Raw genomic sequence first — 24,993 nt, 5'->3', positions numbered from 1 at the left:
TGGTTATTGGAAGGAGAGGAAGTGGACCCGGGGTCGGATGGTGCGCAGGTACGCCGGGTCGATGAGGTCGGTGTCCTCGTCGTAGAACAACTTCATCCCCAGGTGGAACCGGTCCGGCTGCGCGAGCGCCTGGTAGGACGCCAGCTTCTGCGAGCGCGTGCCGAAGCCATCCATGTTCTGCACCATCGCCAGACCCGGTCGAGCGAAGACCTGGTCGAGCGAGCGCACCATCGATGACCGGAACTGGTGGACCACGAACAACTTGTCGGGAAGGTCCTCGTCGCGGACCACCTTCGCCAACCATCCCGCGACCCGGTTCACCTCTTTCGCGCTGACCGATCCGATCGTCTGGCCCGGCACCTCGTCGTCGCCCATGCGCCACTCGGGGTCGAGGGCCAACCCGACGGCCGGGTCCTCCAGCGCCCACCGCCAGTGCTTGGCGGCGCTGAGGAAGCCGGCCCGGCCCGGCTGGATGTCCAGCAGGACCAGGGCACCGCTGCGTCGAGCGGCGCGCACGTAGCGCTCCACCTTGCGCTCACCGATATGACGGCTGTAGTCCCCATCGACGCCCGGACGAGCATCGGCGACGGTGACGATGAGCTCGTAGACCGGCTGGATCCGCTGCCCGTCGCGGGCGAACGGTTCGGCCGCGCGGAGGAGCTGTCGGTTCATCTTCCCGATCGGGCTCTCGCCCAGCACACCGAGGGCACCGGTCCCCGGAGTGCCGTAGTAGGCGACGAGCAACGGGTCGTCGTGGAAGACGCCGGCCCCGTCGTGGTTCACGTCGGGCAGACCCTCGAACTCCAACGGCGCAGGGTCGTCATCCTGCGGGTCCTCGGCCTGCGAGTCATCCGGCTGCGAGTCATCCGGCTGCGGGTCATCCGTGTGAGGGGCGGCCGAGTCCTGGGTTGCCGGTGGCTCGGAGGTTCGATCACTCACCGATGATCGGTTCGCCCCGATGACCGCCGCCACCAGCAACACCACGAAGAACGTGGCGACGGCCACGATCCGACGCCGAGCGAGCACGATCTCAGTCCCTCATCTCCTCCGAGCGGTCAACTGGTGACCGCACCGTGTGCGGCGGACTGCACCACCTTGGCGTACTTGCCGAGCACGCCCCGCGTGTACTTCGGCGGGTTCGGTTCCCAGCCCTCCTGACGCGCCTCCAGATCGGAGATCTCCACCTCGAGGCTCCGGTTGAGGACGTCGAGGGTGATCGGGTCGCCGTCGCGCACGAACGCGATCGGACCCCCGTCGGCGGCCTCGGGGGCGATGTGGCCCACGCACAGGCCCGTCGTACCCCCGGAGAAGCGGCCGTCGGTGATCAGCAGGACGTCCTTGCCGAGACCGGCGCCCTTGATCGCGCCGGTGATGGCCAGCATCTCGCGCATCCCGGGGCCACCCTTGGGGCCCTCGTAGCGGATGACCACGACGTCGTTGGCGACGATGCGTCCCTCGGTCAGCGCGTCGAGTGCGGCGCGTTCCCCGTCGAAGACCCGAGCAGTGCCCTTGAACACGGACTCGTCGAAGCCCGCCGACTTCACGACCGCTCCGTCGGGAGCCAGCGACCCCTTGAGGATCGTCAACCCGCCGGTGGCGTGGATGGGCCGGGAGAGGCTGCGGATCACCTCGTCGTCCAACGCCGGCGGTTTGAGGTCCTCGAGGTTCTGGGCCAGGGTCTTGCCGGTCACGGTCAGGCAGTCGCCGTGCATGAGGCCGGCGTCCAACAGCGCCTTCATGACCACCGGGATGCCCCCGATCTTGTCCACGTCGTTCATCACGTACTTGCCGAACGGCTTCAGGTCACCGAGGTGCGGCACCTTGTCCCCGATCCGGTTGAAGTCGTCCAGGGTCAGGTCGACGTCGGCCTCGCGGGCGATGGCAAGCAGGTGGAGTACGGCGTTGGAGGAACCGCCCAGCGCCATCACCACGGTGATGGCGTTCTCGAAGGCCTCCATGGTCATGATCTGACGTGCGGTGATGCCCTGACGCAGCATCTCGACCACCGCGATCCCCGAGCGGTGCGCGAACCCGTCGCGGCGGCGGTCGACCGCCGGCGGCGCCGCCGAACCGGGCAGGGACATCCCGAGGGCCTCCCCCACGGCGGCCATGGTGTTGGCGGTGTACATCCCCCCGCACGCACCCTCACCGGGGCAGATCGCTCGCTCGATGCGGTCGACCTCATCCCGGGTGATCTTGCCGGCCAGGCAGGCGCCGATGGCCTCGAAGGCGTCGATGATGGTGACGTCGTTGCCGTCGACCTGTCCGGGCATGGTCGACCCGGCGTAGAGGAAGACCGAGGCGAGGTCGAGTCGGGCCGCGGCCATCATCATCCCGGGCAGCGACTTATCGCATCCGGCCAGGAGCACCGATCCGTCGAGCCGTTCGGCCATCATCACGGTCTCGACCGAGTCCGCGATCACCTCACGCGAGACCAGGGAGAAGTGCATCCCCTCGTGGCCCATGGAGATGCCGTCGGAGACCGAGATCGTGCCGAACTCCAGCGGGAACCCGCCGCCAGCGTGCACCCCGTTCTTGACGGCCTTGGCCAGCCGGTCCAGGGACAGGTTGCAGGGCGTGATCTCGTTCCAGCTCGACGCCACACCGATCTGAGGCTTGACCCAGTCGTCATCGCCCATGCCGACGGCACGGAGCATGCCGCGGGCGGCCGCTTTCTCCAGACCATCGGTGACGTCGCGGGAACGGGGCTTCATGTCGGGCTCGGTCATGCCGCGAGGATAGTCCCGTCGGAGCCACCCCTTGTGCGAGGGCTCGCTGCGGCAACCCCGCTACGTCTAACCTCATCTAGTGACTGCATACGACGACTCGTCCCGCTCACCGGGCTCACCGGTGACCTGGACCGACTTCTCCGCCGTGCTCTTCGACCTCGACGGCGTGATCACGCCGACCGCCGAGGTCCACATGCGCGCCTGGGCCGAGATGTTCAACGCCTTCCTCGACCAACTCCCTTCCGACGCCGCCGGTGACACCTCGGCGTACACCGACGCGGACTACTTCGCCCACGTCGACGGCAAGCCCCGCTACGACGGCGTCCAGGACTTCCTGACCGCCCGCGGCATCGACCTGCCGTACGGCGACCCGGCCGATCCGACCGACCAGTTCTTCGCCGACGCCACCGTGTGCGGCCTGGGGAACCGGAAGAACGACGCCTTCAACGCCGTCCTCGAACGCGACGGCGTGGTCGCCTACCCGGGATCGGTCGCGCTCTTGGACCACCTGCGCGACCTCGACATCCCCCTCGCGGTCGTGTCCTCCTCCGCCAATGCCCCCTCCGTGCTCGCGGCCGCCGGTCTGGCCGACCGCTTCATCACCGTGGTCGACGGACGCGTCGCCACCGCCGAGGGACTTCCCGGCAAGCCCGCACCGGACACCTTCCTGCGCGCCGCGGACATCCTCGGCGCCACGGCCGCCACCTCAGTGGTTCTCGAGGATGCGGTGTCAGGGGTCCAAGCAGGAGCGTCCGGAGCCTTCGGGTTGGTGATCGGAGTCGACCGCGGCGCAGGGTCCCAGACCCTCACCGACGCGGGCGCCACGATGGTCGTCTCCGACCTGGCCGACCTCGTCCCGAACGGAGCGGCTCAGTGAGCGGGCGGCACGGCGAGGCCGTCGGTTGCGACCCGATGGACCGCGGCCGCTTCCCTGCGGACCCCTGGCGCCTGGTCGAGACCTCCCACAGCCCGGAGGACCTCGGGGTCACCGAGACCCTGTTCTCGGTGGCCAACGGCTATCTCGGGATGCGCGGCAACCCTGAGGAGGGCCGCGACGCCTTCGCCCACGGCACCTTCCTCAACGGCTTCCACGAGACCTGGCCGATCCGGCACGCGGAGGCGGCCTTCGGGTTCGCCCAGACCGGCCAGACGATCGTCAACGTCCCGGACGCCAAGGTCCTGAAGATCTACGTCGACGACGAACCCCTCACCCTGGGCACCGCCGACCTCGAGTACTACGAGCGGACCCTCGACTTCCGCGACGGGATTCTGCGGCGCAGCCTGATCTGGCGTACGCCGTCCGGCAAGCGCGTCCAGATCGACTCCACCCGCATGGTCTCGATGACCCAGCGGCACCTGGCGATCATCACCCTCGAGGTGACGATGTTGTCGGGGAACGCCCCGATCGTGATCTCCTCCCAGATCATCAACCGTCAGGACGGTCGCGACGAGTACACCTCCTCGACCAGCGCCATGGGTCTGGGCGCGGATCCGCGGAAGGCCGCGGAGTTCGAGGACCGCGTGCTACTCCCCCGGGTCAGCAGCAACGACGACGACCGGATGATCCTGGGCTACCGGTGCGCCAACTCCGAGATGACGATCGCGATCGCCGCCGATCACCGGATCCAGTGCGAGGACCCCTACGAGGTGGTGAACCGGCACGAGGACGACCTGGCCAAACGGGTCTTCCGAATCGATGCGCGTGAGGGTCGTCCGGTGCGGATCGAGAAGGCCGTGGCCTATCACTCCTCGCGGGGCGTGGCCGTCCGGGAACTTGCCGATCGATGCGACCGGACCCTGGACCGTGTCGCCCGGCAGGGTCTGGAGCACCACCTCGTCGAGCAACGGGAGTGGTACGACGAGTTCTGGGCCTCGAGCGACGTACAGATCGACCTTCCGGCCACGACAACGGACGGCGAGCCGACCCCGAACCCGGAGGCGCTGCAGCAGGCGATCCGCTACAACCTCTTCTCCCTGGCCCAGGCCAGTGCCCGCGCCGACCAGCAGGGGGTGCCCGCGAAGGGTGTGACGGGTTCGGGTTACGAGGGTCACTACTTCTGGGACACCGAGGTCTATGTGACCCCGTTCCTGACCTACACCTCACCGGCCATCGCTCGCAACACCCTGCAGTTCCGTCGACGGATGCTGCCCGCAGCCCAGACCCGCGCCGGCGAGATGGCCCAGCGCGGTGCGCTCTTCCCGTGGCGCACGATCAACGGTGAGGAGGCCTCGGCCTACTACGCCGCTGGTACGGCCCAGGTCCACATCGACGCCGACATCGCCTACGCCCTGATGAAGTACGTCCACGCCAGCGGCGACACCGCCTTCTTGGTGCGCGACGGCATCGACATCCTCGTGGAGACCTCGCGGATGTGGGCCGACCTGGGTTTCTGGCGCCACAACTCGCATCCGTCGTTCCACATCCACGGCGTGACCGGCCCCGACGAATACACCACGGTGGTGAACAACAACCTCTTCACCAACGTGATGGCCCGGGCCAACCTCGAGGCTGCGGTCGAGGCGATCGAGGAGATTCGTTGCGACCACCCCGCCGAGTACTTCGCGATCGTCCATCGCCTCGGGCTGACCGACGCCGAGATCGGGGAGTGGCGTGCCTGCGCCGAGGGGATGGCCATCCCGTTCGATACCGGGCTGGGCATCCACCCGCAGGACGACTTCTTCCTCGACCGCGAGGCGTGGGACCTCTCCCGCACACCGAGCCACCTGCGGCCGCTGCTGCTGCACTACCACCCGCTGGTGATCTACCGCTTCCAGGTGCTCAAGCAGGCCGACGTCGTGCTGGCGCTCTTCCTCCAGGGTGACCGGTTCACCACCGAGGAGAAGAAGGCCGACTTCGAGTACTACGACCCGATCACGACCGGAGACTCCACTCTTTCCGCGGTCGTCCAGTCGATCGTCGCCTCCGAGGTGGGGTACCACGAGATCGCCTTGAGCTACTTCCATCAGGCGCTGTACGTCGACCTGATGAACCTGCACGGCAACACCGTCGACGGGCTGCACATCGCCTCGGCCGGCGGGGTCTGGGGCAGCCTGGTCAACGGGTTCGGCGGGATGCGCGACCACCGCGGTCGGCTGTCGTTCGACCCCCGGCTCCCCGAGGAGTGGGAGGCCCTGCGCTTCCCGCTCACCTGGCACGGGGTGCGCGTCGCGTTCGAGCTCACGGCCACCGAACTGACCGCCGAGGTCGTCGCGGTCTCCACCGACGCTGCCCACTCGGGTGCGGACGAGGTCACCTTCGACGTACGCGGGGTCGAGTTCGTGGTGCGCGAAGGCGCGCCCGTACGGATCCCGTTGGACGGGCAGGGGCCGCGGCTGGCAGGACAAGCGACCGACAAGCCCCAGCTCGGTGGCTCACGTGCCGACGGCACCATGATCACCGCCGGGGTGCCCCAGCCGGTGTCGTACGCCGACGCGCACGTCACCGGGGAGGTCCCCGCCGACAGTGAGTCCGCCCGACAGCACGAGGGGCGATCGCACTTCTGAGATCGACTCAGATCGGCTGGCCTCAGATCGCGGCGGCTCTGACCACCAGTACGTCGGGCAGGTTCGCCACGATCGGTCGCCAGGTCTCAGCATCGTCGGTCGACCCCCACACCGAGCCGTTGCGGGTGCCGACGTACAGGCCCGCCGCGGTGTGGGTGTCGGCGCACATCGCGTCCCGCATCACCGCGACGTAGAAGTTGTCGGGTAGACCTTCCCGCGACTCCTCCCAGGTCTCTCCCGCGTCGCGGGACCGCCAGACCCGGGCCCGACCCCCGGGTGGGTAGCGACCGTCGCCACCGCCGATCGGGAAGACGAAGATCGTCTCCGGTTCGTGCGGGTGCACCACGATGGAGAAGCCGAAGTCGGCCGGCAGCCCGTCGGCGATGTACACCCACGTCGCGGCCTCGTCGTCGGAGCGGTAGACCCCGCCGTGGTTCTGCAGGTAGAGCCGTTCGGGTCGCGAGGGGTGGCGGGTCACCTTGTGCACGCACTGTCCGTACGCCGGGAACTGCTGACCCTCCGGCATGAACTCCGCCCGGATTCCCTGGCTGCGGGCTTCCCAGGTGGCTCCCCCGTCCCTGGTTTGGTAGACGCCTCCGGTGGAGATGGCGGCGGTGACGGAGTTCGGATCGGTCGGGTGGGGCAGGATCGTGTGGAAGGCCTGCCCGCCGAAGCCGGCGCCCCAGTCGGGGCGGTGCGGGTGGTTCCACAGCGGCTCCTCGAGGGCGAAGGTGCGGCCGTCGTCGGTGGACCGCCAGATGGCGCCGGGTTCGGTGCCGGCGTAGAGGACGCCGGGCTCGCTGCCGGGAGCCAGTTGCCAGATCCGTTCCAGCGAAACTCCCGACTCCTCGGGGAAGCGGATCGCACCACCCGGAGTCTCCTCCCAGGTCTCACCCAGATCCGGAGAACTCCGCACCTGCGGGCCGAACCAACTCGACGAGGCCCCCGCCAGGAGCCGAGGACTCGGACCGCGGGTGTCGACCAGACAGGAGTAGACCTCCTCCATGTCGTGATGGGGACCGGTGAAGTCCCACTCCTCGCGCGCCTCGTCGGACCGCCCGATCCAGAGCCCCTTGCGGGTGCCGACCAGCAGAACTGTTTTCATGTCTGTCTCCCTACCGTGATCGCTCCACTATTACCCCCATTGATGAGGTTGACCAGATGACTTCGCGTTTCTCACCGGTCTGGCTGGTGGTGATCGCGATCATTTCCGTGCAGTTCGGGGCCGGGGTGGCGAAGAACCTCTTCGAGGAGGTCCAACCGACCACCCTGGTGTGGCTGCGACTCGCCGTCAGCGCCCTGATCCTGGTGCTCATCGCCCGCCCCGCGTTCCGTGGCCGCAGCCGCGAGGACTGGCTCACCGTCCTCGCCTTCGGCGCGAGCCTGGGTCTGATGAACTGGGCGATCTACCAGTCCTTCGCACGCATCCCGCTGGGCGTCGCGGTCACCATCGAGTTCATCGGTCCGCTGACCCTGGCCGTCATCGGCTCGCGACGGCGACTCGACCTGCTCTGGGTCGGTCTCGCCGGATTGGGGGTGCTGCTCCTGGGGGCGGGTCGCGCCGATCTCAACGTCGCCGGGGTCGCCTTCGCCCTGCTCGCCGGAGCCTCGTGGGCGGCGTACATCCTGATGAGTGCGCGGACCGGCCAGCGATGGCCCGGGCTGGAAGGACTATCGATGGCCAGCGTGGTGGCGGTCGCGCTGCTGACACCCCTCCTGATCGGCGTCGGCGGTGCCGGAGAGGCCCTGGACCTGCGGATCCTGGCGCTGGGGGCGATGGTCGGACTGTTGAGTTCGGTGGTGCCCTACAGCTGCGAGATGGTCGCGCTGCGCTCCTTGAGCACAGCGACCTTCGGCATCCTGATGAGCCTCGAGCCCGCGGCCGCCGCCCTCGCCGGAGTCCTGGTGGTTGGCGAGGTGCTCACCCTGACCCAATGGCTGGCCGTCGTCTGCGTGATCGCGGCCAGCGCCGGAGCCACCCGAAGCCGGGCCGTCATCACCGAACCGGTCCCCGACTAGGGGTCCGGCCAGGGACCGAGCTCGGCGCGTCGCTTCAGGGTTCGATCAAGCCGGCGCGGATCGCGTAGCGAGTCAGGTCGGTGCGGTCGCGCATGCCGAGCTTGGCGAGGATGTTGGCGCGATGTCGTTCGACCGTCTTCACCGCGATGGTCAACTCGTGAGCGATCTCCTTGCTGGACCGACCTTCCGCGATCAACTTGATGACCTCGTCCTCACGCGGGGTGAGCGCCGATTCCGGCACCCGCTCTCCGCGGCGCAGGCGGTCGAGGTAGTCGCGGACCAACGCACTCTCGGCGCCGGGGTAGAGGAACGTCTCGCCCCGCATCGCCGCCCGGCAGGCGCTGAGAAGGTCCTCGTCGGCCACGGACTTGAGCACGTAACCGCAGGCGCCGGCTTTGAGTGCTCCGAAGAAGTACTGCTCGTTGTCGTGCATGGACAACATCAGGATCCTCGGAGGAGAAACTCGCCGCGAGATCTCCGCGGCCGCCTGGAGACCCGTCATCCGGGGCATCGCGATATCCAGAATCGCCAGGTCCACGTCGGTCTCTCGCAGCAGCCGCACCGCCTCCGCGCCATCACCGGCCTCGGCCACGACGGTCAGATCGGACTCCTGCTCGAGGATGAGGCGTACGCCGCGACGGACGAGCGCGTGATCGTCGGCCAGCAGGATACGAATCACGCGGGCACCCGCAACCGCACCGTCGTGCCGCTGCGGGGCTGGCTGGTGACCGTGAGCTCCGCGTCGACCAGGGCCGCGCGTTCGCGCATGCCGAGCAGTCCCGAGCCCTCAGCCTGTGCACCGAATCCTCGCCCGTCGTCGCGGACCTCGAGCACCACGGCGTCACCCTGCCGACCCAACGACAGTTCGACGCTGCCCGCCTGCGCGTGGCGGGCGGCATTGGTCAGCGCCTCCTGGGCGATGCGATAGACCACCAGCTCGGCCTGCGCCGAGAGGGCCGGCAACCCGGGCGCGAAGTTGCGGCGGACCGACGCGGTGCTGCTTGTCGCGAAGTCCGTCACCAACGAGGCCAGCGCGCTGGTCAGCCCGAGATCCTCAAGCACCCCCGGACGCAACCGCCTGGCCACCCGGCGTACGTCGTCCAGGCCGGCCCGGGCACTCTCGCGCACCAGCGCGAGCTCCTCCATCACCTCGGGTGGGACCCGTGACTCGACCCGTTTCAGTCCGAGTAGCACCACGGTCAGGCTCTGACCCACCTCGTCGTGCAGTTCCTGAGCGATCCGGTGGCGCTCGGCCTCCTGAGCCGCGAGGGCCTGCACGTTGCCGGCCTGCCGGGCCGCCTCGAGGCGGTCGAGCAGCCCGTTGACGCTGCGGGCGATCCCGCGCACCGTGCCGGTGCCTTCCTCAGGCACCGCGCCGGGATGGAGTTGGTCCATGGCCTCCATGCTGCTGATCATCCGGTCCAACGGAGCCAGACTGCGGTGGATCAACAGCGCATTGGTGAGCACCACGATCGTCACCCCCACCGTCACCACGATCGCCTCGGACGGAACGACCCGCGAGGAGATGCTCAGCGGGGACAGGACGAGCACGAGGGTGCCCAGGAGAAACACCGTCGCGTTGATGAGGCTGATGTTCCAGACCAGGGGCAGATCACTCATGGGGCGCACACTCAACCCTCCCCCACGGGAGGATCGGTGTCCACGCCGGACCGCGGAGATGGGTGGTGGACCCCATTCGCTCAGGGCTCTCCGCCGCGAATACTTCACTCATGCCCCTCGTCGTGACACCGGACGATCTCAACCTCGTCCTCCTCGCGGCCACCGGCGTCCTCCTGGCCGCTGTCGCGGCGGTGCGACTGTTCGCGCGGGCCGGGTTACCCAGTCTGCTCATCTATCTCGGCATGGGGCTGCTGATCGGGGAGGCCGGGATCGGGCTGGAGTTCGACGACACCGACCTCACGCTGATCCTCGGCTCGATCGCCCTGGGGATGATCCTGGCCGAGGGCGGCTTCACGACCGACCTGCGCGCCGTACGACCGGTGGCTCCGTTGGCTGCCGTGCTCGCGGTGCCCGGTGTGTTCCTCAGTGTCGCGATCACCGGCGGGCTCGCCTACCTGCTGCTCGATGTCGATGTGCGGGTGGCGATCCTGCTCGGCGCGGTCGCCTCCTCGACCGATGCGGCTGCGGTCTTCGCAGTGCTCCGTCGGCTGCCGATCCGATCTCGCCTGCGGGCCACGGTCGAGGCGGAGTCGGGGTTCAACGACCCGCCGGTCATCATTCTGGTCACCGTGGTCTCCTCCAGCGCCTGGGCGGAGTCGGGCCTGGTGGGAGTGGGTGCTCAGATCGGCTACCAACTCGTGCTCGGTGCGGTCATCGGCCTGCTGGTCGCCAGGGTCGGCGTGTGGGTCCTGGCCCGGAGCGCGCTGCCGGCGTCGGGGCTGTATCCACTGGCTGCCCTGGGCATCGCATTCCTGGCCTTTGCCGTTGCGGGGGTGGCCGGAGCAAGCCCGTTCCTCGCGATCTACGTCGCCGGGCTCATCCTCGGCAACTCGCGGCTCCCCCACCGGGGCACCACCTTGGGATTCGTCGAATCGCTGGCCTGGCTGGCGCAGATCGGCCTGTTCATCATGCTCGGCCTGCTGGCCAGCCCGGGCAGACTGATGGAAGCGTTGCCGGCTGCCCTCGTCGTAGGCGCCGTGCTCACCTTCGTGGCCCGGCCGGTGTCGGTAGCCCTGTGCGCGACGCCCTTCGGAGTGCCCTGGCGCGAACAGGCGTTCATCAGTTGGGCAGGGCTGCGTGGCGCGGTTCCCATCGTGTTGGCCACGATCCCGGTGAGCGCCGGGCTCCCGGGAGCCGAGCGGATCTTCGACGTCGTGTTCCTACTCGTAGTGATCTTCACCCTGGTGCAGGGACCGACCCTGCCGTGGGTGGCCCGCGCGCTTGGCGTCGCCCGGGAGAGCTCACCCCGAGACGTCGCGATCGAGTCGGCGCCCCTGGACGACATCAACGCCATGCTCCTGCAGTTCTCGGTCTCCCACCAGTCGTTGTTGGTCGGGGTCGAGGTCGCCGAACTACGCCTGCCCGAGGGTGCCGGGCTGGCGCTCGTGCTGCGCCAGGGCAGGTTTTTCGTGCCGGGCCCGACCACCGCACTACGTGCGGGTGACCACGTCCTGATCGCCGCCGCCCACGAGCATCAGCCCACCATCGAGCGTCGCCTGCGTGCCGTCAGCGACTCGGGGCGGCTCGCCGGCTGGCACGCCGCCCTGTCCAGCCGATGATGTGGAGATGACCTCCGGTCGGCCGGTCGTCAGCAGGCGAACTGGCGCCGATACTGCTGCGGGCTGACGCCACGGATTCTGGTGAAGTGATGGCGCAGGGTCGCGGCATTGCCGAAGCCCGTCCTCGTGGCGATCCACTCCACCGGGTGATCGGACTCCTCGAGGAGTTGCTCGGCCCGCATGACGCGTTGACGGATCAACCAGGCGTGAGGAGTGGTGCCGGTCTCGGCTCGGAACCGGCGCGCGAAGGTGCGCGGCGACATCGTCGAGCGTCGGGCAAGCGAGGCGACGTCCAACTCCTCGTCGAGGTGCTCGACCATCCAGAGCAGCAGGGGGCCGAGGGTTTCGGCGTCACAGTCGACGATCGGGGTGGAGATGAACTGGGCCTGACCCCCGTCGCGGTGTGGGGGGACGACGATCCGGCGGGCGGCGGCACTCGCGTGTCGGGCACCGAAGACCTCACGCATCAGATGCAAGGAGGCATCCAGGCTGGCGGCTGATCCGGCTCCGGTGATCATCCGTCCGTCGTGGACGTAGAGGACGTCGGGATCGACGTGTGCCTCGGGATACTGCTCGGCGAGCCGGGCGGCATGGGCCCAGTGGGTGGTGCAGCGTCGCCCGTCCAGCAGACCGGCCTCTCCGAGCTGGAAGACACCGGAGCAGTGCGCCTGGACCAGGGCTCCCCGGTCGAAGGCGGCCCTGAGAACTTCGGCGACCTCGGGGCTGGGTTCCTCACTGTCGCGCTTGGGACTGGCGATGACCAGGTCGGCATCGTCGGCGGCGTCGAGTCCGTGCTCGACGTACAGGTCGAACCCGGATGGGCCACGAACTCGACCCGGCCGCGGGGTCGCCACTTGGAAGTCAAAGACGGGATTGTCGTCTCGGAGGTGGTACGGCTCGCCCCAGACCTCGGCATAGGTCCCCAGACCGAAGGGCTCTACCCCGTCCTGGACCAGGACGACGACCTTGTGCAGTTGCGGTTGTGGGCTCACAAGTAGCCATGATGGCTCGATGTTGGCAGTAAATCAATGCACAACGGCATAACTGCCACTGTTGGCGGGATCACGATAGAAGCATGATTACTGCCATGACCACATCAATGATCCTTCTGTCCCTGTTCACCCTCCTCAGCCTCGTCGCGCTGGCCCGCGAACTCCATGACGGCACCTTCGCCCGCTCCATCGAGCCCCCGCGCAGCCACGCCCCGGATGAGTTCGCCCGCACCGGATCCTCCTGGCGCTGACCCGGGCATCCTTGATTCCCAGGCGAACGTCCCCGGGACAACGCTCCAGTGGGGCACCGAGTCTGTGGAGGGCGAGTTCCTCGTCCTGACCGTTCGTCCGACCCGCCCTGGCCTTGCGGACATCGACTCGTTCACGTTCGACTACACCCGCGACGATGCGCACGGCGGACAAGGCGGGGTCGAGCGCCTCGACAATCAACAGTTCGTCGTCCGAGCTAACTGAACGCTCAGGAAGGGCTGTTGACTGATCCACCACGACTGCGCCCACCAGATCAGACCCGACGGCACCATCACGTTTCACCGACGAACCTGAGCGGCGGAGCACGACCGCGTGAAGAACGGGCCCGGGAGGACAGTGGAATACGACTCAGTCTCCAGCCCGACCGGCTCACGTGTCTCGCCTGGCCAGTCCGCCCCCATGAGACGTGCTCCTACGGCACAATCAGGGGTATGACGTCCTCTCCGGCCCGGGCCGCCGCGACTCCGACCATCGCGTATCACGACGTCCTCTCCGACGACGGGACCACGCTGCGTGCTTGGACCAACGACCCCGAGGGAACCATGGACGGGCCGACGGTCGTGCTCTGCAATGGGCTGGGTACCAACCCGTTGTGCTGGCCGGCACTGCTCGATCCGGAGTGCGGCGTGCGCGTCGTGTCGTGGTACCACCGCGGTGTCGGAGGCTCCGACCGACCGGTCGACCCCCGCCACGTGGAGATCGAACACTTCGTCCAGGACGGATTGTCGGTGATGGATCACTTCTCGATCGGCAAGGCGGTCCTGATGGGCTGGTCGATGGGCGTGAACACGATGTTCGAGTTGGCCGTGAGCCACCCCGAGCGGGTCTCGGGATTGTTCGCCGTCGCCGGTGTCCCCGGGGACACCTTCGGGACCATGCTGGCGCCCCTGCATCTCCCCCGTTCGGTGGCCCGTGCGGTCACGGTCAACGTCGCGCGGACCCTCAGCGTCGCCGGCCGTCTGGTCACCCCGATCAGCTCGCGGCTGCCCATCGGGCCCAAGGCCATCGACCTGCTGACCCACTCCGGTTTCATGTTCCCGGTCCGCGACCCCGAACTGGCCGCGGCCGCGGTGTCGGAGTTCCTGCGGGTTCCGATCGAGTGGTACATGCATCTGGCCATCTCGACCTCGAAGCATGCCCGGGTCCGACTGAGCCGGATCAAGGTGCCGACCCTCTTCGTCGCCGGAAGCTTCGACGTACTCGCCGGGGCCCGCGACATGAAGAGCGCCGCCGCGCGGATCCAGGGCGCCGAGTACGTCGAGCTGCGCGGCTCGCACTTCATCGCGATGGAGCAGCCCGAGCGCGTCCACCAACTCCTGGTCGACTTCATCGAGCGGGTCGGCTGAAGTGTCCCTCGCCTCGATGGGCAGGGTTGCGAAGAGTGGGGTTTCGAAGAGCCGGGTTTCGAAGAGCCGGGTTTCTAAGAGCAGGGTCCGCCTGATGGTCGCGGGCACCGCAGCGACGCTGCTTCTCGCCGCCTGCGGCCAAGGCGGCAACGAGAGCACGCTGACCATCACCGGCACCCCTCCCGCGGGGCCGGTCCCCTCGGGAGTTCCTCAGGCGCCGGACTCCAGCGAGAGCGCTCTGGCACCGGACGCCACGGCCTCCGGCACCCCCGAACCATCCCCTGGCGGAGACACCCAGGCCCCACGCGTGCTGGGGACCATCGCCAGCGGACTCCAGGCCCCGTGGGGGCTGGACTTCTTCGACAACGGCGACGCCCTGGTCACCGAGCGGGACACCCGTCGGGTGCTGAGGATCAGCGGCCGCAACCGGGTCGTCCAGCAGGTCGGCGAGATCGAGGCCGCGTCCCCGGAGAACGAGGCAGGTCTTCTCGGTGTCGCGATCTCACCGACCTTCGCGCGCGATCAGACGGTGTACTTCTACATCAGTGCGGCCAGTGACAACCGGGTCGTGCGGGCTCGCCTGTCCAGCGGCAAGCTGAGCCCCGTCGAACCGATCTTCACCGGGATCCCGCGCGGCTCCATCCATGACGGTGGCCGGATCGAGTTCGGCCCCGACGGCTACCTGTACGTCTCCACCGGTGAGGCCGGACAGCCCGACCTGGCGCAGGACCGTGACTCCCTGGGCGGCAAGATCTTGCGGATCACCACCGACGGGGATCCCGCGCCCGACAACCCCTTCGGCACTGCGGTCTGGACCGAGGGGCACCGCAACGTCCAGGGCCTGGCCTTCGACGGCAAGCGACTGTGGGCCTCCGAGTTCGGTCAGAACGCGTTCGACGAACTCAATCTCATCACCAGCGGGAAGAACTACGGGTGGCCGCAGGTCGAGGGGAAGGGTGGCCGAGACGAAGGTTTCGTCGATCCGCAACGAACCTGGAACACCGACAACGCCTCGCCCTCGGGGCTGACCTACACCGACGGCTACCTGTGGATGGCCGCACTGAAGGGCGAGCGCCTGTGGCGGATCCCGGTCAAGGGCGACCGGGCCGGGAAGCCGAGCAGTTTCTTCGTCGGGGACTACGGGCGGATGCGGACCATCGAGGTGGCCCCCGACGGACTGCTCTGGCTGATGACCAGCAACCGCGACGGACGCGGCGACCCCGCCGCCGAGGACGACCGGATCCTGCTGATCGCTCCCTGAGCCTCGCCCGAGCCGCTCCCAGGGTCAGGGGTCAGGGGTCAGGGGTGGTGATGGTGGCCCGGCGGGCCGCCCGCCGCAGCGTGGTCAGGACCGCGGGTCCCAACACGATGACCGCGACCGAGGTCGTGATCGCCCGACCGGTGTCGAAGGAACCGGTCGAGGTGATCAGCGTGTAGACGAAGAAGGTCTGCAGGTTCTCCCACAGCGGGGCGCCGGGAACGAAACTCAGCGAGCCCTCGTGCCCCGGCACCTGCACTCCGAGCAGGAAGGGCCAACTCGAGAGGTTCATCAGCAACCCGAAGACGTAGGCCGCGACCACGGCGTAGGCCGCCAGCATCGCGATCTCCCAGCGCCCGGAGATCCTGCGCGGCAGCAGGCCGGCACCCATCCCGACCCAAGCGGCGACAATCATCTGGAAGGGCAGCCAGGGTCCTACCCCTGCCGTCATCAACGCCGAGGCGAACAGCGACGTGCAGCCCAGCACGAATCCGAAGCCGGGGCCGAATACCCGCCCGGCCAGAATGAGCAGGAAGAACACCAACTCCACGCCGGCGGTTCCCGCCGACAGTCCTCGCAGGACGGCGTTGAGGGCGCTGAGCACTCCGAGGATCGCAAGCACCCGCGGATCCATCCCCCCTTCGCTGATCTCGGCCAGGACGACCAGCACCACCAACGGCAACAGCAGGAGGAACAGGAAGGGCGGGTCCACCCGCTGCCCCTCGGGGATCGAGAGCAACAGCGGCCAGCAGAGCATCATCAGACCCGCCAGCGAGGCGATGCCGAGCACCAGCGCTGATCGGGCCGAGACCCGGACGGCGGCCGGACGGAGCCTCGCCATCGGTGTCGGTGTCGGTTTCTGCTCGATGGTCATCGGTTCGCACTGCCCCCTTTAGCGTTCGGGGCGAGGGCCGCCTCGACCTCTTGGAGAGTCAGCCAACCAGCGCCCAGGACCTTGGTGATCTGGGGGGCGAATCCCGGGGACTCCGCGACGACGTCCCGCACCGGACCCGAGGAGACCACCTCCCCTTCCGCCATCACCACGACGTCATCGGCGGCGATGGCCACGAACTCCACATCGTGGGTGGCGACCAGGACCGCGCGGCCCCCGGCGACCAGGTCCCGCAACATGCGAGCGAGGTGCGACTTGGCGGCGTAGTCCAGGCCCCGGGTGGGCTCGTCGAGCAGAACCACCGCAGGTCGTGCGACCAGCACCAGCGAGAGCGCGAGTGCGAGACGCTGACCTTCGGAGAGGTCGCGAGGGTGGCTCGTCGGGTCGATGCCCGGAACCAACTCCTCCAAGATGTCGTGGGTGCCGGGACCGCCGGCAGCGCATTCCTCCGCCACGGTCTCGAGGTAGAGCAGGTCTGACGCGTTCTGGGGCAGCAGGCCCACCAGACCACGTCGCTGGGCCGGGTCCAACGCGGACGGGTCACGTCCGGCGAGATCGACCGATCCGCCGCGTCGTTCCGTCGTCCCCTGGAGGGTCCACAGCAGCGAGGACTTGCCGCACCCGTTGCGACCCATCAGCGCGGTGATGCGTCCCGCCCGCAGAGTCAGATCGAGCTCACGGACCGCGACGGTGCTTTTTCCGTGCACCACCGTCACCGAGGACGCCGCCAGGGCCACCGGGCCCGGTTCGGAGGTCATCTGGGTGGTCGGCGGGGTTCCGAGGTCGAGGCGAGCCACCCGACGCCGGGCGTCGCGCACGGTCAACGGCAGCGGATCCCAGCCGGCGGCCCGACCCAACTCGATCAGCGGAGGAACTACCGGTGAGGTCGCGAGCAACTCAGCCGGCTCGCCGGCCACCACCCGTCCGCCCCCGACCAGACACATCCGGTCGGCGAACGGGATGACCCGCTCCAAGCGGTGCTCGGCCAGTAGGACCGAGACCCCGACGTCGTGCACCAGCCGGGTCAAGGTGGAGAGCACCTCCTCGGCGGCCGTAGGGTCCAGGGCCGAGGTGGGTTCATCGAGCACCAGCAGTCGCGGGTGCATGGTGAGGACCGAGCCGATGGCCACCCGTTGTTGCTGACCGCCGGACAGGGTCCGCAGGTCGCGGGACCGCAGTTCCGCGATCCCGAGCAGGTCGAGGGTCTCCTCGACCCGGCGCCGCATCGTTCCCGGAGCCAGACCCAACTGCTCCATCCCGTAGGCCAGCTCCTCCTCGACACTGTCAGTGACGAATCCGGCCGCCGGGTTCTGGCCGACGTAACCGATCGCGTGCGCCCGCTCCCGGGGCGGCGTGCGCAGGATGCTCTCGCCGTCCAGGAGTACGTCGCCCCGCAGAGCCCCACCGGAGAACCGCGGCACGAGCCCCGTCACCACCCCGAGCAGGGTCGACTTCCCCGAGCCGGTCGGCCCGGAGACCACCATCAGCTCACCCTCGTCGAGGGTCAGATTCACCTCGTTGAGCACCGGGTCGGCCGGTCCGTCGCTGTCCTCGTAGGCGAAGGAGATGTTGCGCAGTTCGATCATGTCGTCACCACCGGAGGAGGGGCGGCCACCAGAGCAAGACCACCGATCGCCCCGCCGATCAAGGCGATAAGGCTGATCTGCGGCGCGCGCGCCACATCCGGGTAGGCGATGAGCAGCTGGTTCTGGCTGACCCAGTACCCGACGTACCCGACGCTGAGACCCGAGACGACCACGCCGAGTTCCGCCGCTCGCCACCGGTCGGGCCGGTAGATCGTGCGTTGCACCCGGCGGCCGGCGCTGACGAAACCAGCCGCGGCGAGAGCCAGACCGACGAGCAGCATCGGCGTCGCCAGCCAGCGCGGCGCGGTCTGGTCCAACCCGGCGTAGACCCCGACACACACCCCGATCAGCCCGGTCACCATCAGTACGCCGGTCACCCTGCGTCGAGCGGCGGTCAGGTCACCGGCGCGGCCGTAACCGCGGGTGTCCATTCCGGCGGCCAGGGAGAGGGAGCGCTCCAGGGCGTCCTCCATGACCGGGATGACGAAGCGGCGCAGTCGAGCGACCCGGCCGGTCTCCCCCGCCCGCAGGCTCTGGGCGGCGCGCACCCGACGAACGCTGTCGGCGAACTGCGGGAGCATGGTCACGGCGACCACCAGTGCGGTGCCGATCTCGTAGAGCGCGGGGGGCACCGAACGCAGCAGCCGTTTGGGGTTGGCCAGCGAGTTCGCTGCGCCGATGCAGATCACGATCGTGGCCAGGCGCAGTCCGTCGTACAGGCCGAAGAGCAACGCCTCCTGGGTGAGCGGTCCCAACAGGGTTATCCCCAGGACGAAGTCCGGCAACGGGATCGTCGGCAGGTCCCAGATGACCCTGCCGGGGAAGCTGCCTCCGAAGATGATTCGGAAGACGACCCGGATCACGATGATGAACACGCCCAACCAGACGTAGATCCGGAACGACGCCGCCCACGGCTGATCCGAACGACAGGTGAGGACGACCAGGGTCGTCACCGCCAGGATCAGCAGCAGGACCAAGGGGTTGGTGGTGAAGGAGGCGGCAGCAGCCAGCCCGAGAGCCCAGAGCCACCAGGCTCCGGGGTGGAGATCTCGGGCCAGCTGCGCACCCATCTAGGAGGTGCCCTGACTCCGTCGTCGCAGGTACGCCGCCGCTCCGGCCAGGCCGAAGAGCAGCACGATCAACACCGGGGCGGCCCAGCCGGGAAGGCCGTCGTCGGACAACTCCGAGGCGTTGGGTGACACGTCGTTGGCAGAGCCGTCGGCGCTCTCGCTGGCGGACTCCTCTGACGACGGCGACGCGTCGGCTGAGGCGGACGGGTCGTCGGCCGAGGTGCCCGGCTTCTGCTTCTTCCGATTCTTCGCAGCGTTGCCCGGCGAGGGTTTCGCCGAGGTCGATGCCGAGTCGTCCGGTGATGACTCGGCCGAAGGCTGGTCGGAGGAATCACCGGCGGATTCGGGCGACGAGGGGCCCCGGCTGCTGGTGCCGGATCCATCGTTGCCACCGCCGGACGTTCCCGAGTTGCCCGAGCCGGAGCTGCCCGAGGAGCCGGCGTTGCCCTGGTTGCCACCCCCCGCGGTGCCGGTCGAGCCGCTTCCACCCGGTGTGGACGGCGTCGGATCGGGCGTGGGGCTGGGCGAGGGTGCCGGGGAGGAGGAACCCTGGACCGGGGCCGGCGCCGACGGCGGAGCCGACCCGTTCACGTCGTCCCAGGAGAAGGCCACCGAGCCCCCGTCCGGGATCTTCAGCGAGGTGGCGCCGACACTGGCGTAGGTCCAGTTGCCCGACTCGCCGTCGGACCACCACAGGCTCCAGAACGCGTTGGCGGGTGCGGTCCTCGCACAGGGATCGCTGGCCGGCTTAGTGTCCACCCGGCACACGAAGCCGGAGCCCTGGACGTAGTCCAGCCGATCGCCGAACAGCGACGACGCGCTCTGGCCACCGCCGGAGGACGCGCAGGACTGCTGTACTTCCCCACCGAGGCTGTTGTAGTCCACGACCACGGTAACCCCGGAGGAGCCACCGCACGCGGCGGCCTGTGCCGGAGCAGGGGTGACGCCGACCCCCGCCGCCGCGGCCAGGAGGCCAGCGGCGGCGAGAGCCAGCGGTCGTACCGAGAGACCGAGCATGGTCAGCGGGTGACCTTGAAGCCGTCGAAGCCCTTGCGGTTGAAGAACTGGCCGATCACCTTCACGCGGGTGCGTCCGGTCTTCGTGCTCGCCTCGAAGCGGGTGAAGAACTTGCCCTTGGCGTTGGCCTTGCCCTTGGCGATGCGCTTGCCCTCGAAGAACACGCGGACCTTCTCGCCGCGCTCGAGGCCCCGCACGGACACGAACTGCTTGTCCCCACGCTTGACCTTGAACTTCGTGCGGACGTCGAAGCGGGTGCGGTCGAGCCAGCTGATGCGCTCGGTGGCCACGCCGGGACCGGTGGTGGCGCCGTAGTTCGCCTTGCCGGCCTGGTCCTCGCTGACCTTGATCTTCAACTGCGAACCGGTGCCGACCACCGGCTGGGCGGCGTTGACGTCACCGAAGCAGACGGTCTCGCCGGCTGAAACGCCGTTGAGCCGCAGCGTGCGGGTCTTGCCCACCCGACCAAACGCCGGGGCCTGCCCGAAGGAGACCGTCGGCTTCGCCGCGGACTCGAAGAGCAGGCCGGGGACGGCCTGGGCGGAGGCGCGACGGAACTGGTCGCGGTTCGAGGAGGTGATGCCATCGGTGGAGGCTGCGTCGAACGCGGCCTGGTCGTAGGCGATGGCGCCGATCTCGTCGGCCAGCTCGGTGCCGGCTTCATCGGCGCCGACCTGCAGGTCGCGCACCCATCCCGCGGCTCGGTTGGACGCAACGACCTCACAGACCGAGCCGAGAGCCGTGGCGGCCAGGCCGGTGCTGTTGGTGTTGGGCGACGAGGTGAGCTCGTCTCCACCGAAGGCGCCGTTGCCCTGCTGGACACTCTTCAGCCAGGCCACGCCCTGGGCGATGGCCGCTCGGGCCGCCGCGTCGTCGGGCCGCGCCTGGAGGGAGAGGATCGCCAGCGCGGTCGTGTCGGTGCTGGCGTTGGGATCAGTCGCTCCGTCGCAGGTCTGGTCCTCGGCGCCGACGCCGGAGAAGTTGGTCCGGAAGAACCCGGCGGCACACTGCTGCTTGAGCAGGAAGGCGGTGGCGTCCGCGGCCCGGGCGCTGCCGGCCCGCGTGAGACCGGCGGCGGCGAAGGACTGGCCCAGGGTGTTCGCGTTGTCACCGAAGGAGCTGGTGTCCTGGATGCGGCCCAGGGTGGAGGTCTCGGTGCTGGTCTGCGCCTCGAGCCGGCTCACCAGGTTGCGGCCACCGAAGTCCGTGCCGACGGCGCCGGTGAGTTGCGCGAGCACCAGTGACTTGGCGACGGAACCCGCGTAGGTGCTGCCGGTGTCCCCGAAGGCCTCACCGGTGATGTATTCGTCGATGTTCGCCGCGACCGCGTCGCTGACATCGGAGGCCCGGTTCGCGTCGACGTTGGCGGAAACGGCCGCGAAGGCCACGTCGATCGACAGGCCGTAGTCGGTGAAGTCGAACTGATCGTTGAAGATCAGGTCGTTCTCGTCGAGTTGGCCGACCAACCAGTTGCTCCCCGAGGAGCCGGACGGGGTGGGGTCGGCGTACGACGGGGTGGTGCCGGCAGCGAGGGCCGAGAGGGCCAGCGCCGGGACGGCGACCGCGGCCACGAGCCGACGGCGTCCGGTGAGAGAGGGGGTGTTCATGTTTCCTTCCCGCTGCACCAGCGGGAAGCACCCGACCGGTGTCGGGTTCGCCACCCGCTGTTTTCCACGACAGCGATGTGATCAGGACGCGTCGCGGCAGGTGCTCCGGCTCGTCGATCCTCGCGTCCCCCGGGGGGCTCGAGCGATCGACCTACGGTTGCGGGACAGCGCCGGATTCGGACCGGCTTCCCCCGCTGCGAGCGTATTGAATGATTTCGCCGCAGCGTACTACCTGCCGATGCTCCTCCACACCATCACGTGCAGTCGTCAATCTCACGCCGAGTCGGCGCTAAACGTGCAAAACGCGCCGACTGGGCGTCGTATGCGCGTCAACTTGCGCCGACTCGGCGTCAGGTGAGCTTCTCGAGGATCAGTTCGCGGACCCGGCCGGCGTCGGCCTGGCCGCGCATCTCCTTCATGACCGCACCGATCAGGGCGCCAGCAGCAGCGACCTTGCCGTCGCGGATCTTGTCGGCGACATCGGGGTTCGCCGCAATGGCGTTGTCCACGGCCGCACCCAGAGCGCCGTCGTCGGAGACGATCGCCAGGGTGCGGGCCGCCACGACCTCGTCGGGGGTGCCCTCCCCGGCGACGATGCCGTCGAAGACCTGGCGGGCCAACTTGTCGTTCAGGGATCCCTCGTCGACCAGGGCCTGGACGCGTGCGACGTCGGCGGGGCTGACGCCCAACTCGGCGATCTCGACGCCGGAATCGTTCGCCCGGCGGGCCATGTCGGAGAGCCACCACTTGCGGGCCGCCTGGGGGGACGCACCCTCGGCGATGGTCGCCTCCACCAGACCCAGTGCGCCGGCGCCCACGGTGTCGCGCATCTCGAGGTCGGAGAACCCCCAGTCGGACTGCAGGCGGGCGCGCCGCTCGGTCGGGTTCTCCGGCAGCGTGCCGCGCAACTCCTCGACCCATTCGCGGGACGGAGCGACGGGGACCAGGTCCGGTTCGGGGAAGTAGCGGTAGTCCTCGGCGTCGGACTTCTCGCGACCACTGCGGGTGGTGCCGGTGTCCTCCTGCCAGTGACGGGTCTCCTGCAGGATCGAGCCGCCGTCCTGCAGGATCGCCGCGTGCCGCTCCATCTCGTAGCGCACCGCGCGCTCGACCGAACGCAGCGAGTTGACGTTCTTGGTCTCGGTGCGGGTGCCCAGGGTTCCGGTGTCGATGGGGGCCAGCGAGAGGTTCACGTCGCAGCGCATCGAACCCTGCTCCATGCGGGCGTCCGAGACGCCTAGGGCGAGGATCAGGTCACGCAGTTGCGCGACGTACGCCTTGGCGATCAGGGGGGCGAGTTCGCGGCTGCCCATGATCGGCTTGGTGACGATCTCGATCAGCGGGATGCCCGCCCGGTTGTAGTCGACCAGCGAGTAGTCGGCGCCGTGGATGCGCCCGGTCGCGCCCCCGACGTGCAGGGACTTGCCGGTGTCCTCCTCCATGTGGGCGCGTTCGATCTCCACCCGGTGGATGGCGGTGCCGCCGTCGGGCAGGGGGACGGTGACGTCCATGAAGCCCTCGAAGGCGATCGGCTCGTCGTACTGGCTGGTCTGGAAGTTCTTCGGCATGTCGGGGTAGAAGTAGTTCTTCCGTGCGAACCGGCACCACTCGGCGATCTCGCAGTTCAGCGCGAGACCGATCCGGATCGCCGATTCAACGGCTATGCGGTTCACGACCGGCATAGCGCCCGGCAGCCCCAGACACACCGGGCAGACCTGGGTGTTGGGCTCGGCGCCGAACTCCCCCGAGCAGCCACAGAACATCTTGGAGTTGGTGTTCAACTCGACGTGGACCTCCAGCCCCAACGCGGGGTCGAAGGCCTCCAGGACGTCGTCGAAGGGGACGAGGGCGACCTCGGTCATCAGTGGGCTCCCGTCGTGGAGTCGGCAAGCAGAGGGGCACGGTCCAGGAGCGGGCCGCCCCAGGCGTCGTTCAGCATCGTCTCCACGGCGGCGCCGACCCGGTAGACGCGGTCGTCGGCCATCGTGGGGGCCAGGATCTGGAGCCCGGTGGGCAACCCGTCCTCCTCGGCGAGACCGTTGGGGATCGAGATCCCCGGCACCCCGGCGAGGTTGGCCGGGATGGTGGCGAGGTCGTTGAGGTACATCGCGATCGGATCGTCGAGCTTCTCCCCCAACTTGAACGCCGTCGTGGGCGCGGTCGGAGAGATCAGGACGTCGGCCGAGCCGAACGCGGCGTCGAAGTCGCGCGCGATCAACGTGCGCACCTTCTGGGCCTGTCCGTAGTAGGCGTCGTAGTAGCCACTGGACAGCGCGTAGGTGCCCAGGATGATCCTGCGCTTGACCTCGTCGCCGAACCCGGCGTCGCGGGTGGCCCGCATGACCTGTTCCGCGGACGGGGAGTCCACGCCTTCGGGCAGCACGCGCAGCCCGTAGCGCATGGCGTCGAACTTCGCGAGGTTGCTGGAGGCCTCGGCCGGCAGGATCAGGTAGTAGGCGGCCAGGGCGTGCACGAAGTTCGGGCAGGAGACCTCGACGACCTCGGCGCCGGCCGAGATCATGAGTTCGACCGATTCGGCGAACCGTGCCTGGACCCCGTCCTGGTAGCCCTCGCCACCGAGTTCCTTGATGATTCCGACCCGTACGCCGGTCAGGTCGCCGGTCGCGCCGCGGTCGACCGCGTCGGTCAGGTCGGGGACCGGTGCCGCGATGGAGGTGGAGTCGCGGGGATCGTGTCCTCCGATGATCTCGTGGAGGACGGCGGCATCGCGCACCGTGCGGGTGACCGGGCCGACCTGGTCCAAGGAGTTGGCCAGGGCCACCAATCCGTAGCGGGAGATCGACCCGTAGGTCGGCTTCACCCCGACCGTCCCGGTGACCGCCCCGGGCTGCCGGATGGAGCCGCCGGTGTCGGTGCCGAGCGCCAGCGGCGCCTCGAAGGCCGCGAGAGCTGCGGCCGAGCCACCACCCGACCCGCCGGGGATGCGGTCGAGGTCCCACGGGTTGTGGGTGGGGCCGTAGGCCGAGTGTTCGGTGGAGGAGCCCATCGCGAACTCGTCCATGTTCGTCTTGCCGAGGATCGGCAGACCGGCCGCGCGCAACTTCGAGACCACCGTGGCGTCGTACGGCGGCACCCAGCCGTCGAGGATCTTCGACCCACAGGTGGTGGGGAGTCCTTCGGTGGCCAGGATGTCCTTGACCGCGATCGGGACGCCGTCGAGCGCCGAGGCGGGCTGACCACTTTCGCGACGCTGGTCGGAGGCCGTCGCCTGCTCGAGCGCTCCCTCGACGTCGACGTGGAGGAAGGCGTGGATCGAGCCGTCGACGGCCTCGATCCGGTCCAGGTGGGCGCGGGTCAACTCGACCGAGGTCGTCTCCCCGGCCGCGAGTGCGGTCGCCAGTTCACCGGCGGTCTTGCGGGTCCAGTCGTTCGAGCTCGTCTCACTCACTGCTCTGTTCCGTTCACTCGCACTTCGACCGCTTCGGGACCCGCGCATCGAGCCT

20 protein-coding genes and 1 riboswitch are annotated in these 24,993 nt (G+C 68.9%); of the genes, 7 read left to right on the top strand and 13 right to left on the bottom strand.

The annotated features are described in order from the left end of the window. Positions 1 to 3: 3 nt before the first annotated feature. Both ACYVLV_RS08800 and ilvD read right to left on the bottom strand, forming a co-directional pair. Positions 4 to 1,026 (bottom strand): hypothetical protein, encoded by a 1,023-nt coding sequence (locus tag ACYVLV_RS08800; RefSeq protein ID WP_460809217.1) that lies wholly within the window; start codon positions 1,024 to 1,026, stop codon positions 4 to 6. Between the two features lie 29 nt (positions 1,027 to 1,055). Continuing rightward, on the bottom strand, positions 1,056 to 2,729 hold the full coding sequence (gene ilvD, locus ACYVLV_RS08795) for a dihydroxy-acid dehydratase (protein WP_460809215.1): 1,674 nt from the start codon (positions 2,727 to 2,729) through the stop codon (positions 1,056 to 1,058). Positions 2,730 to 2,808: 79 nt separating this feature from the next. Between ilvD and ACYVLV_RS08790 the strand changes: the two genes are divergently transcribed. Together ACYVLV_RS08790 and ACYVLV_RS08785 are read left to right on the top strand one after the other, a co-directional pair. Next, positions 2,809 to 3,606, top strand: coding sequence for an HAD family hydrolase (locus ACYVLV_RS08790; RefSeq protein ID WP_460809214.1), 798 nt, complete (start codon positions 2,809 to 2,811; stop codon positions 3,604 to 3,606). Positions 3,607 to 3,641: 35 nt separating this feature from the next. After that, positions 3,642 to 6,233, top strand: coding sequence for a glycoside hydrolase family 65 protein (locus ACYVLV_RS08785; protein ID WP_460809640.1), 2,592 nt, complete (start codon positions 3,642 to 3,644; stop codon positions 6,231 to 6,233). Positions 6,234 to 6,255: 22 nt separating this feature from the next. On the opposite strand, the gene ACYVLV_RS08780 is transcribed toward ACYVLV_RS08785, so the two are convergent. Continuing rightward, entirely contained in the window at positions 6,256 to 7,338 is a 1,083-nt protein-coding gene (locus ACYVLV_RS08780) for a WD40/YVTN/BNR-like repeat-containing protein (RefSeq protein ID WP_460809211.1), read from the bottom strand. A 56-nt stretch (positions 7,339 to 7,394) separates the two neighbouring features. Between ACYVLV_RS08780 and ACYVLV_RS08775 the strand changes: the two genes are divergently transcribed. After that, positions 7,395 to 8,252: an EamA family transporter gene (locus tag ACYVLV_RS08775; protein ID WP_460809209.1), complete on the top strand. Its 858-nt coding sequence runs from the start codon at positions 7,395 to 7,397 to the stop codon at positions 8,250 to 8,252. A gap of 34 nt (positions 8,253 to 8,286) precedes the next feature. Here the strand turns inward: ACYVLV_RS08775 and ACYVLV_RS08770 are convergent, their stop codons facing one another. After that, a complete protein-coding gene (locus ACYVLV_RS08770; protein ID WP_460809207.1) occupies positions 8,287 to 8,931 on the bottom strand; it encodes a response regulator in 645 nt (214 codons plus the stop codon). Beyond that, on the bottom strand, positions 8,928 to 9,872 hold the full coding sequence (locus tag ACYVLV_RS08765) for a sensor histidine kinase (RefSeq protein WP_460809205.1): 945 nt from the start codon (positions 9,870 to 9,872) through the stop codon (positions 8,928 to 8,930). The genes ACYVLV_RS08770 and ACYVLV_RS08765 overlap by 4 nt, the downstream gene beginning before the upstream one ends. Before the next feature lie 110 nt (positions 9,873 to 9,982). On the opposite strand from ACYVLV_RS08765, the gene ACYVLV_RS08760 reads away from it, so the two are divergent. Beyond that, positions 9,983 to 11,491 (top strand): potassium/proton antiporter, encoded by a 1,509-nt coding sequence (locus tag ACYVLV_RS08760; RefSeq protein WP_460809204.1) that lies wholly within the window; start codon positions 9,983 to 9,985, stop codon positions 11,489 to 11,491. Positions 11,492 to 11,520: 29 nt separating this feature from the next. Here ACYVLV_RS08760 and ACYVLV_RS08755 read toward each other — a convergent pair whose 3' ends face one another. Beyond that, entirely contained in the window at positions 11,521 to 12,483 is a 963-nt protein-coding gene (locus ACYVLV_RS08755; protein WP_460809203.1) for a GlxA family transcriptional regulator, read from the bottom strand. Positions 12,484 to 12,578: 95 nt separating this feature from the next. Between ACYVLV_RS08755 and ACYVLV_RS08750 the strand changes: the two genes are divergently transcribed. From ACYVLV_RS08750 to ACYVLV_RS08740, 3 genes are all read left to right on the top strand, one after another. Next, complete coding sequence (locus tag ACYVLV_RS08750; protein WP_460809202.1) at positions 12,579 to 12,734, top strand: hypothetical protein; 156 nt, start codon at positions 12,579 to 12,581, stop codon at positions 12,732 to 12,734. A 450-nt stretch (positions 12,735 to 13,184) separates the two neighbouring features. Next, entirely contained in the window at positions 13,185 to 14,099 is a 915-nt protein-coding gene (locus ACYVLV_RS08745; RefSeq protein ID WP_460809200.1) for an alpha/beta fold hydrolase, read from the top strand. 94 nt (positions 14,100 to 14,193) lie between these two features. Further along, positions 14,194 to 15,360: a PQQ-dependent sugar dehydrogenase gene (locus tag ACYVLV_RS08740; RefSeq protein ID WP_460809198.1), complete on the top strand. Its 1,167-nt coding sequence runs from the start codon at positions 14,194 to 14,196 to the stop codon at positions 15,358 to 15,360. Between the two features lie 31 nt (positions 15,361 to 15,391). On the opposite strand, the gene ACYVLV_RS08735 is transcribed toward ACYVLV_RS08740, so the two are convergent. From ACYVLV_RS08735 to gatA, 7 genes are all read right to left on the bottom strand, one after another. Further along, complete coding sequence (locus ACYVLV_RS08735; protein WP_460809196.1) at positions 15,392 to 16,231, bottom strand: ECF transporter S component; 840 nt, start codon at positions 16,229 to 16,231, stop codon at positions 15,392 to 15,394. Beyond that, positions 16,228 to 17,835 carry an ABC transporter ATP-binding protein gene (locus ACYVLV_RS08730; protein WP_460809193.1) on the bottom strand — a complete coding sequence of 536 codons (1,608 nt, stop codon included), beginning with the start codon at positions 17,833 to 17,835 and terminating at the stop codon, positions 16,228 to 16,230. The genes ACYVLV_RS08735 and ACYVLV_RS08730 overlap by 4 nt, the downstream gene beginning before the upstream one ends. Beyond that, on the bottom strand, positions 17,832 to 18,905 hold the full coding sequence (locus ACYVLV_RS08725; protein WP_460809192.1) for an energy-coupling factor transporter transmembrane component T family protein: 1,074 nt from the start codon (positions 18,903 to 18,905) through the stop codon (positions 17,832 to 17,834). Before ACYVLV_RS08725 ends, ACYVLV_RS08730 begins: the two co-directional genes overlap by 4 nt. Then, entirely contained in the window at positions 18,906 to 19,922 is a 1,017-nt protein-coding gene (locus ACYVLV_RS08720) for a hypothetical protein (protein WP_460809190.1), read from the bottom strand. Positions 19,923 to 19,924: 2 nt separating this feature from the next. Further along, a complete protein-coding gene (locus ACYVLV_RS08715) occupies positions 19,925 to 21,529 on the bottom strand; it encodes a prenyltransferase/squalene oxidase repeat-containing protein (RefSeq protein ID WP_460809189.1) in 1,605 nt (534 codons plus the stop codon). A gap of 78 nt (positions 21,530 to 21,607) precedes the next feature. Next, positions 21,608 to 21,784, bottom strand: a riboswitch (cobalamin riboswitch). A gap of 95 nt (positions 21,785 to 21,879) precedes the next feature. Beyond that, positions 21,880 to 23,391: an Asp-tRNA(Asn)/Glu-tRNA(Gln) amidotransferase subunit GatB gene (gatB, locus tag ACYVLV_RS08710; RefSeq protein ID WP_460809187.1), complete on the bottom strand. Its 1,512-nt coding sequence runs from the start codon at positions 23,389 to 23,391 to the stop codon at positions 21,880 to 21,882. Beyond that, positions 23,391 to 24,938 (bottom strand): Asp-tRNA(Asn)/Glu-tRNA(Gln) amidotransferase subunit GatA, encoded by a 1,548-nt coding sequence (gatA, locus tag ACYVLV_RS08705; RefSeq protein WP_460809186.1) that lies wholly within the window; start codon positions 24,936 to 24,938, stop codon positions 23,391 to 23,393. The genes gatB and gatA overlap by 1 nt, the downstream gene beginning before the upstream one ends. Positions 24,939 to 24,993 lie beyond the last annotated feature (55 nt).

The organism is Nocardioides salsibiostraticola (genome assembly GCF_054783655.1).
The sequence above is the reverse complement of the archived record's forward strand: the minus strand, read 5'-3'. Positions and strand labels throughout refer to the sequence as shown.

Bases quoted from the DNA above. Each gene is read 5' to 3' on its own strand.
- ilvD (WP_460809215.1), bottom strand. From the start codon at position 2,729: ATGACCGAGCCCGACATGAAGCCCCGTTCCCGCGACGTCACCGATGGT.
- ACYVLV_RS08785 (WP_460809640.1), top strand. From the start codon at position 3,642: ATGGACCGCGGCCGCTTCCCTGCGGACCCCTGGCGCCTGGTCGAGACC.
- ACYVLV_RS08780 (WP_460809211.1), bottom strand. From the start codon at position 7,338: ATGAAAACAGTTCTGCTGGTCGGCACCCGCAAGGGGCTCTGGATCGGG.
- ACYVLV_RS08775 (WP_460809209.1), top strand. From the start codon at position 7,395: ATGACTTCGCGTTTCTCACCGGTCTGGCTGGTGGTGATCGCGATCATT.
- ACYVLV_RS08765 (WP_460809205.1), bottom strand. From the start codon at position 9,872: ATGAGTGATCTGCCCCTGGTCTGGAACATCAGCCTCATCAACGCGACG.
- ACYVLV_RS08760 (WP_460809204.1), top strand. From the start codon at position 9,983: ATGCCCCTCGTCGTGACACCGGACGATCTCAACCTCGTCCTCCTCGCG.
- ACYVLV_RS08750 (WP_460809202.1), top strand. From the start codon at position 12,579: ATGACCACATCAATGATCCTTCTGTCCCTGTTCACCCTCCTCAGCCTC.
- ACYVLV_RS08745 (WP_460809200.1), top strand. From the start codon at position 13,185: ATGACGTCCTCTCCGGCCCGGGCCGCCGCGACTCCGACCATCGCGTAT.
- ACYVLV_RS08740 (WP_460809198.1), top strand. From the start codon at position 14,194: ATGGTCGCGGGCACCGCAGCGACGCTGCTTCTCGCCGCCTGCGGCCAA.
- ACYVLV_RS08735 (WP_460809196.1), bottom strand. From the start codon at position 16,231: ATGACCATCGAGCAGAAACCGACACCGACACCGATGGCGAGGCTCCGT.
- ACYVLV_RS08730 (WP_460809193.1), bottom strand. From the start codon at position 17,835: ATGATCGAACTGCGCAACATCTCCTTCGCCTACGAGGACAGCGACGGA.
- ACYVLV_RS08725 (WP_460809192.1), bottom strand. From the start codon at position 18,905: ATGGGTGCGCAGCTGGCCCGAGATCTCCACCCCGGAGCCTGGTGGCTC.
- ACYVLV_RS08720 (WP_460809190.1), bottom strand. From the start codon at position 19,922: ATGCTCGGTCTCTCGGTACGACCGCTGGCTCTCGCCGCCGCTGGCCTC.
- ACYVLV_RS08715 (WP_460809189.1), bottom strand. From the start codon at position 21,529: ATGAACACCCCCTCTCTCACCGGACGCCGTCGGCTCGTGGCCGCGGTC.
- gatB (WP_460809187.1), bottom strand. From the start codon at position 23,391: ATGACCGAGGTCGCCCTCGTCCCCTTCGACGACGTCCTGGAGGCCTTC.